We start from the raw sequence: 7,817 nt of genomic DNA on the forward strand, positions 1-7,817 counted from the left end.
TTCATGAACGACGGATTTCACTATCCGTTCCCTGCTTCGACACGTACCGTCGAACGCGGCAAGGTCGTGACTGCGCGCGAGGCGGTTCAACTCGTGCGCTCCGGCGACACCATCGCGACGGGCGGCTTCGTCGGAATCGGCTTCGCGGAAGAGGTTGCCGTCGCTCTGGAGGAGCGATTCCTGAACGCGAGCGGCGCCGGGGAGCAGCCACTGCGCGACCTGACGCTGGTCTACGCCGCGGGGCAGGGAGACGGGAAGACCAAAGGATTGAACCACTTCGCACACGTGGGGCTGGTTCGCCGGGTGATCGGGGGGCATTGGGGGCTCGTGCCTGGCCTGCAAAGACTCGCCATCGACGGCCTCATCGAGGCTTACAACCTTCCGCAAGGCGTCATTTCACATCTCTTTCGCGACATCGCTGCGCACAAGCCCGGACATCTGTCGACGATCGGCCTCGGAACCTTCGTCGATCCGAGACACGGCGGCGGCAAGCTCAATTCACGTACTACTGAAGAGCTGGTCCGCCTGATGTCGGTGGACAACGAAGAATTTCTCTTCTACAAGACGTTCCCGATTGATGTGGCCATCATCAGAGGGACAACGGCGGATGCGTCGGGCAACATAACGATGGAGAAAGAGGCGCTCACGCTCGAATCGCTGTCGATCGCAACTGCAGCCCGCAACTCAGGCGGTATCGTGATCGTTCAGGTCGAGCGGCTTGCCGAGTCGAACACCCTCAATGCGAGAGAGGTAAAGATCCCGGGCATCCTCGTCGACTGCGTGGTGGTGGCGAAGCCCGAAAATCACTGGCAGACCTTTGGCGAGCCGTATTCCGCTGCGTTTTCCAGTGAGCTTCGTGTTGTCGCAACGTCGCTGCCGCCTATGCGACTCGATGCAAGAAAGGTCATTGCGCGGCGCGCTGCATTCGAGCTCATGCCTAACAGCGTTGTCAACCTCGGTATCGGCATGCCGGAAGGTATTGCCAGTGTCGCCAACGAGGAGCAGGTCATCGATCTCTTTACGATGACGACCGAGCCGGGTGTCATCGGCGGCATCCCTGCGGGCGGTCTGAACTTCGGCGCGGCGACGAATACCCAGGCCATTGTCGACCAGCCTTATCAGTTCGACTTTTACGATGGAGGCGGGCTGGATATCGCGTTTCTCGGTCTTGCGCAGGCAGATCGGCAGGGCAATCTCAACGTCAGCAAATTCGGTCCGAAACTGGCGGGCGCAGGTGGCTTTATCAACATCAGCCAGAGCGCAAAGAAAGTCGTATTCGTCGGGACCTTTAACGCAGGCAATCTCGATATCGCAATCGAAGAAGGACGTCTGAAAATACGGCGTGAAGGTACATGCCAGAAACTCGTTGACTCGGTTGAGCATCGGACTTTCAGCGGCGAGTACGCGTTAAAACGTGGCCAGCCTGTGCTGTATGTGACCGAGCGGTGCGTGTTCGCGCTGACGGCCGCCGGTCTCGAACTGATTGAGGTTGCGCCGGGCGTGGACATTGAGAAAGATATCGTTGCGCAGATGGGATTTGCTCCGGTCATCAACAAGGCCCCGCGTCTCATGGACGAACGTATATTCCGGCCTGCGCCGATGGGGCTGCGTGGCGCCATTGTCAGATTGAGTTTCAACGAACGGTTCAGCTACGACGCCGCTCAGAACATCATCTTCATCAATTTTGAAGGACATGAGATTAGCAGTCTTGAAGACGTCGAGGCGATCCGCGCAGAAGTTGAGAGCAGGCTGCGCGATGTGCACGTGAAGCCGCACGCGGTGGTCAACTACGATAACTTTTCGATCCGGCCAGAGGTCATCGACGCCTATTCGGATATGGTGACGTCGCTCGTTTCCCGCTTCTACGATGGCGTGACACGCTATACGACCAGTAGCTTCCTTAGACTGAAACTTGGAAATGCGCTGCAACAGCGCAATGTCTCGACTTATATCTATGAAAGTTCGGACGAGGCAAAAGCGCATGAAGACGACATGTCACGACCGCGCTAGCAACAGGCGGCTCATGACAATAGGAAGGTGATCGGGCTCGCTCCTTTTCACCGCTTGGTTTTACGCCACCCCCGTGCCATCTCCCGAGCCACCGCCAGAAAAAGTCGCACTACCGGCGACGGGTTATGGCGTCGCCACGCAAGGCTTATCGGCGCCTTGGGCGCATTCCCCGCGATCGGCAGATACACGACTTCTTCCATCTGTATCTGAGTCGTTGAGCGCGGGACAATCGAAACGCCGAAGCCGGCTCCGACTAGCGGCGCGATAGACACGATCTGCGGCGCCTCCTGGCCAAGCCTCGGAAGAAAGCCGGCACGCTGACAAGCCGATGTGATCGCGTCATACAGGCCCTCGCCGATTGCACGCGGGAATAGCAGAAATGTTTCCTCCGCGAGTGCGGACAGTGATACCGGCTCCCCGGCGCGCGCGAGCGGATGGCTGTGCGGCAGCACGACCATCATGTCCTCTCTCACCAGCAATTCAACATCCAGTTCTTCGGCGCTTTCGATAGGCGGGCGGATGAAAGCGGCATCGACGCGTCCTTCCAGCAGCCCTGCCACCAGTGACGGCGTATTGCTTTGTTCTGGCGACAGCACGACATCGGGCCGGCGGGTACGGTACTCGCGAATGATTGCCGGCAGTAGCGGCTGGAAGTAGGTCGCGCCTGCAAAGCCGACGCGCATGTGACCGATTTCGCCGCGAGATAGCCGCTGCACGTCCGTGCATGTGCGGTCCACCAGGGCGAGGATATGGCGCGCACTGTCCAGCAACAGCACGCCTGCTTCGGTCAGTTCGACGCCGCGCGACAGGCGGCGAAACAGCGTGGCGCCGATCTCGCGCTCCAGCCGCTGGATTTGCAGGCTGAGCGGCGGCTGCCCGATACCGAGGCGCTCCGCGGCACGTGTGAAGTGCCGTTCCTCGGCGACCACGACGAAATACTTCAGATGTCGAAGCTCCATGGCGGACACCTCAGTTATTTACTAAAAGATATCGAAATCGACACTTCCAATATATTGGACTCGAGCCTCGATCGCAAGATACTACGTCAACCGATGGTTTGTTAAACCTTCTAACCGAAAGGATGCCCACGATGACTTTGTCCACGTCCCTGCAGCCGGCGAATGCCGCCCTCGATCGCGTACCCGCAGCACTGCGTGGTGCTGCGCTGTTGCGAAACCCGCATGCCAACAAGTTCACCGCCTTTACCGCGGTCGAGCGCGAAGAGTTGGGCCTGACGGGTCTGCTACCGGAACAGGTAGAAACCGAGGAGGCGCAAATTGACCGCGTTCTGCGCCAGATCGATCTGAAGACGAGCGACCTCGAGCGATACATCTTTTTGACTTCACTGCTCGAGACAAACGAGACCCTGTTTTACCGGGTGCTCATGTCGGATCCGGCGCGATTCATTCCTTTGGTGTATACGCCAACAGTCGGCGAAGCCTGCGAAAACTTCGGCCATATCCTGCGACGTCCACGCGGTCTGTATCTCTCGATCAATCGCAAGGAGCAGCTCAAGGAAATCCTGCGCAACTGGACGCAACCCGATGTCCGTTTCATCGTTGTCACTGACGGCGAACGAATTCTGGGACTCGGCGATCTCGGCGTGAACGGCATGGGTATCCCGGTCGGCAAACTCGCGCTTTATACAGCGTGCGCCGGCGTTCCTCCTCATCTTACGTTGCCGATCACGCTGGACGTGGGCACGAACAACGAGAGCCTGCTTGCCGATCCGCTTTATCTGGGCCTGCGCCAGCGTCGCGTCACAGGTGCTCAGTATGACGAATTTATCGAGGCGTTCGTCACGGCCGTACAGGAAGTGTTTCCGCGTGCGTGCATTCAGTTCGAAGACTTCGCGTTCCCACACGCGGCGCCGGTTCTTGCGCGTTATCGCGACCGTGTGTCCTGCTTTAACGACGACATCCAGGGCACCGCAGCCGTCGTGCTTGCTGGGGTTCTCGCAGCACTGCGCGTGACGGGCGGCTCGCTTGCAGACCAGCGCTTCCTGTTTCTCGGTGGCGGGACGGCAGGCTCGGGCATTGCCGGCCTTCTCGTGAAGGCGATGGTGCAGGCCGGCGTGCCGGAGAAAGAGGCCTTTGGCTCGATCTCTCTGTTCGACAAGGACGGCTTGATTCATTCTGGGCGCTCTGGCCTGGCTGACTTTCAAAAGCCGTTCGCTCACGACCATGCACCGGTCGACAACTTCGTCACTGCAATCGAGACTCTGCGCCCCACGGCCATCATTGGCGTCAGCACGGCAGGCAAGGCGTTCAGCCAACCCGTTATCGAAGCGATGGCGCGAGTCAACGAACGGCCGATCATCTTCCCGCTCTCGAACCCAACGTCGCATTCGGAATGCACTGCGGAAGAAGCGTATGTCTGGTCAGACGGACGTGCGGTATTTGCCAGCGGCAGTCCGTTCGGGCCAGTGCAGTTCAAGGGCCGTACGTTCACGCCTGGCCAGGGCAACAACGTCTACATCTTTCCGGCGCTGGGCATGGCGATCTATGCCACTGAAGCGCGGCGGGTCACGGAGGAAATGCTGGTCGTCGCCGCTCAGGCACTCGCACAACAGGTGACGCCAGCGGATCTCGACGCGGGACTGATCTATCCGCCGCAATCGCGCATCTTCGAAACATCGCTGGCGGTGGCACGCGAGGTAGCGAGCTTCATTTTCGATCAGGGGCTGGCTGGTGTTCCTCGTCCCGATGATCTGGGCGCGTTCATCGATGCCAAGGTCTACCGTCCTTCATACGCATCGACGACGGAGGCACGATGAACTGCGTCCGCACGGAGGTCGATAGCCTTGGAGAGGTCAACGTTCCCGTTGACCGTCTTTGGGGCGCACAAACCCAACGATCAATTGAGCATTTCAGCATTGGCCGCGACCTGATGCCACGGGAAATGATCACGGCTTATGCGTTCCTCAAGAAGGCAGCGGCCAATTCCAATCATGCCGGCAAACGTCTCGACGATCGATTCCACGCGCTGATTACACAAGTGTGCGATGAGATCCTCGCCGGCCAGCATCACGACATGTTTCCGTTGCATGTCTGGATGACGGGCAGTGGAACGCAGTTCAACATGAACGTCAACGAGGTGATCTCGAATCGCTGCAGTCAGATCGTCGGCGAGCCGCTCGGTAGCAAGAAGCCAGTTCACCCGAACGATCACGTCAACATGTCGCAGTCGTCGAACGATTCGTTTCCTTCAGCGATGTACATTGCCGCTGCCGTCAACACGACGCAGCGCCTGATCCCAGCGGTGCGGGCATTGCATGACGCGATCGCGGCGAAGGCCACAGAGTGGGCCGACATTGTGAAGATTGGCCGCACCCATATGCAGGATGCGACACCGCTGACGCTCGGTCAGGAGTGGTCAGGCTACGCCGGCATGCTTGCCGACAATCTCGCACGAATTGACGACGCGCTAGACGGGGTTTACTGCCTTGCGTTGGGTGGCACGGCGGTCGGAACGGGAATCAACGCAGCGCCAGGTTTTGCAGAAGACGTCGCAGCCGAAATCGCTGCGCTGACGGGGCTGCCGTTTATGAGCGCACCGAACAAGTTCACGGTGCAGGGCGCGCACGATGCATTGGTGCACCTTTCCGGCACGTTACGCTCGCTTGCGGTTTCACTCTACAAGATCGGCAATGATATTCGTCTGATGTCGTGCGGTCCGCGCGCAGGATTCGCCGAGCTGATCCTGCCGGAAAACGAACCCGGTTCATCCATCATGCCCGGCAAGGTCAATCCGACCCAGGTCGAGGCACTCACGATGATCGCCGTGCAGGTCATGGCGAACGACGTCGCGGTCGGATTTGGTGGCGCCAGCGGGTATCTGGAGATGAATGTCTACAAGCCGCTGATCATCTTCAATCTGATGCAGTCGATCACGCTAATGACTGACGGCTGTACGAACTTCCGCCGATTCCTCGTCGAAGGTACCAGGCCGAACCTGAAGAAGATTAACGATGATGTCGACCGCTCGCTGATGCTGGTCACGGCGCTGGTGCCGGTAATCGGCTACGACCACGCTTCGGCCATCGCGCACCATGCGATGCACCACGATCTGACCTTGAAAGCGGCCGCGCTTGAACTTGGCTTCGTCGATGAAGCGACCTTCGACCGCGTCGTGGATCCGGCCAACATGGTCCGGCCTTACGTTGCCAAGGCAGGCTGATATTGCGACTGCTCCGGCCGGCAGCGTATGAGACATCCACTGTGGTGCTTCTACCGCTGCGGCCGCTTTAGCGCGCTCGCATCCTTACTCACCCCTTTATTCGAGCTTACTCATGTCTCAACCCGTTCGTATTGTCATCGCGGGAGGCGGGATCGCGGGTATCCTGCTCGCGACCAGGCTTGGCGATCAGTTAGGCCGCAGCGGCCGCGCCACTGTCACGCTGATCGACAACAGTCCCACGCACATCTGGAAGCCGATGCTGCACACCATCGCCGCAGGTACGCGTGACGTTCAACAGCAGCAGATTGTCTATCTCGCGCACGCCCGCAAACATGGGTTCACTTATCTGCCCGGCGAAGTACGCGGGTTGGACCGTGAGTGCCGTCGCGTCGAGCTCGGCGAAATCCGGACGCAGGAAGGCGCGGTGATTGTCGATGCGCGCAAAGTGGATTACGACGTCCTCGTAATGTCGCTCGGTAGTCGCGCGAATGATTTCGGCGTGCCAGGCGTCAGGTCGAACTGTCATTTCATCGACAGCCAGCAGCAGGCCGAAAACTTCAATGTGGTACTGCGCAACCACATCCTTCGCAGCGTGGCGAACGACGAATCGTTGCGCGTGGCGGTGGTCGGCGCGGGTGCCACGGGCGTCGAGTTGTCCGCGGAGCTGAGCCGCCTGCTAGAGGTTGTCTCCCGCTATGGGGACCCTTCCGTGCGCAGCCGGCTGAACCTGACGCTGCTCGAAAGCGGTCCGCGAGTGCTGGCGTCGTTCCCGCCGCAAATTTCCGCGTCGAGCCAGCAGCAACTCGAACGCATCGGCTTTCGCGTCCTGACTTCGACGCAAGTCACATCGGCCGATGCCCGTGGTTTCTATCACAACGACTCGCTCGTCGAGGCTGACCTGATGGTGTGGGCGGCCGGCGTCAAGGCGGGTGACTTCATGAGCAACCTCGCGGGGCTGGAGACGAATCGTTCGAACCAGTTGATCGTTGATTCGACTCTGCAAACCACGCGCGACGATCATGTGTTTGCCCTGGGGGATTGCGCGAGTCTGACGCCCCAAGGCTACGAACGCGCGCTGCCGCCGACCGCGCAGGTCGCAACGCAACAGGCAGAGCATCTCGCGCGTCATTTGCCGCGCTGGATAGAGGGAAAGCCGTTGCCGAAGTTCGAGTTCCGCGACTTTGGGGCGCTGGTGTCGTTGAGCGATTACGCCGCGTATGGCGCGCTAGGCCGCATCGGCTTCTTCAAGGGCGGCATCATCCGTGGACGTGCTGCGCATCTGGGTCACGCGATGCTGTATCGCAGACATCAGCGCGCATTGCACGGCATAGGTAAAGCGACCCTGATGTGGGCCGCGGAGCAGGTCAACGGGCTCGTGCAGCCGAAAATCCGCCTCGCGTGACCGGGTAACTCCGCCGTGCGGCTCCCCGCCGTGCCACTCATCTACACCGCTCAACGCCAACCTGTCTGGTGATCAAAATGCATGTCGAAGCTCTGAATCTCGCGCGCGGCCAGTTTGGGATGACCGCAATCTTCCACATCCTATGGCCGATTCTAACCATCAGTCTCTCAGCCTTCCTGCTGGTGGTTGAAGTCCTCTGGGTTCGAACCAACGAAGTGGTCTGGTA

At 59.7% G+C, this 7,817-nt stretch carries 6 protein-coding genes; 5 read left to right on the plus strand and 1 reads right to left on the minus strand.

From position 1 onward, the window contains the following. Positions 1–3 precede the first annotated feature (3 nt). Positions 4–2,010 carry an acyl CoA:acetate/3-ketoacid CoA transferase gene (locus P3T40_RS37950; protein ID WP_429272831.1) on the plus strand — a complete coding sequence of 669 codons (2,007 nt, stop codon included), beginning with the start codon at positions 4–6 and terminating at the stop codon, positions 2,008–2,010. Between the two features lie 47 nt (positions 2,011–2,057). On the opposite strand, the gene P3T40_RS37955 is transcribed toward P3T40_RS37950, so the two are convergent. Further along, entirely contained in the window at positions 2,058–2,969 is a 912-nt protein-coding gene (locus P3T40_RS37955) for a LysR substrate-binding domain-containing protein (RefSeq protein ID WP_429272832.1), read from the minus strand. A gap of 131 nt (positions 2,970–3,100) precedes the next feature. Here P3T40_RS37955 and P3T40_RS37960 point away from each other — a divergent pair, with 131 nt between their 5' ends. The 4 genes from P3T40_RS37960 to P3T40_RS37975 all read left to right on the plus strand — a co-directional run. Continuing rightward, on the plus strand, positions 3,101–4,786 hold the full coding sequence (locus tag P3T40_RS37960) for an NAD-dependent malic enzyme (RefSeq protein ID WP_429272833.1): 1,686 nt from the start codon (positions 3,101–3,103) through the stop codon (positions 4,784–4,786). Beyond that, positions 4,783–6,189, plus strand: coding sequence for a class II fumarate hydratase (gene fumC, locus P3T40_RS37965; protein ID WP_429272834.1), 1,407 nt, complete (start codon positions 4,783–4,785; stop codon positions 6,187–6,189). The genes P3T40_RS37960 and fumC overlap by 4 nt, the downstream gene beginning before the upstream one ends. 112 nt (positions 6,190–6,301) lie before the next feature. Continuing rightward, positions 6,302–7,591 (plus strand): NAD(P)/FAD-dependent oxidoreductase, encoded by a 1,290-nt coding sequence (locus tag P3T40_RS37970; protein WP_429272835.1) that lies wholly within the window; start codon positions 6,302–6,304, stop codon positions 7,589–7,591. Positions 7,592–7,668: 77 nt separating this feature from the next. Then, positions 7,669–7,817: cytochrome ubiquinol oxidase subunit I (locus tag P3T40_RS37975; protein WP_429272838.1), on the plus strand; the 149-nt coding region annotated here is incomplete at its 3' end.

This window comes from Paraburkholderia sp. EB58 (assembly GCF_050436665.1).
GTDB lineage: Bacteria > Pseudomonadota > Gammaproteobacteria > Burkholderiales > Burkholderiaceae > Paraburkholderia.

Excerpts from the sequence above, each read along its gene's own strand:
- P3T40_RS37960 (WP_429272833.1), top strand. The coding sequence starts at position 3,101 with ATGACTTTGTCCACGTCCCTGCAGCCGGCGAATGCCGCCCTCGATCGC.
- fumC (WP_429272834.1), top strand. The coding sequence starts at position 4,783 with ATGAACTGCGTCCGCACGGAGGTCGATAGCCTTGGAGAGGTCAACGTT.
- P3T40_RS37955 (WP_429272832.1), bottom strand. The coding sequence starts at position 2,969 with ATGGAGCTTCGACATCTGAAGTATTTCGTCGTGGTCGCCGAGGAACGG.
- P3T40_RS37970 (WP_429272835.1), top strand. The coding sequence starts at position 6,302 with ATGTCTCAACCCGTTCGTATTGTCATCGCGGGAGGCGGGATCGCGGGT.
- P3T40_RS37950 (WP_429272831.1), top strand. The coding sequence starts at position 4 with ATGAACGACGGATTTCACTATCCGTTCCCTGCTTCGACACGTACCGTC.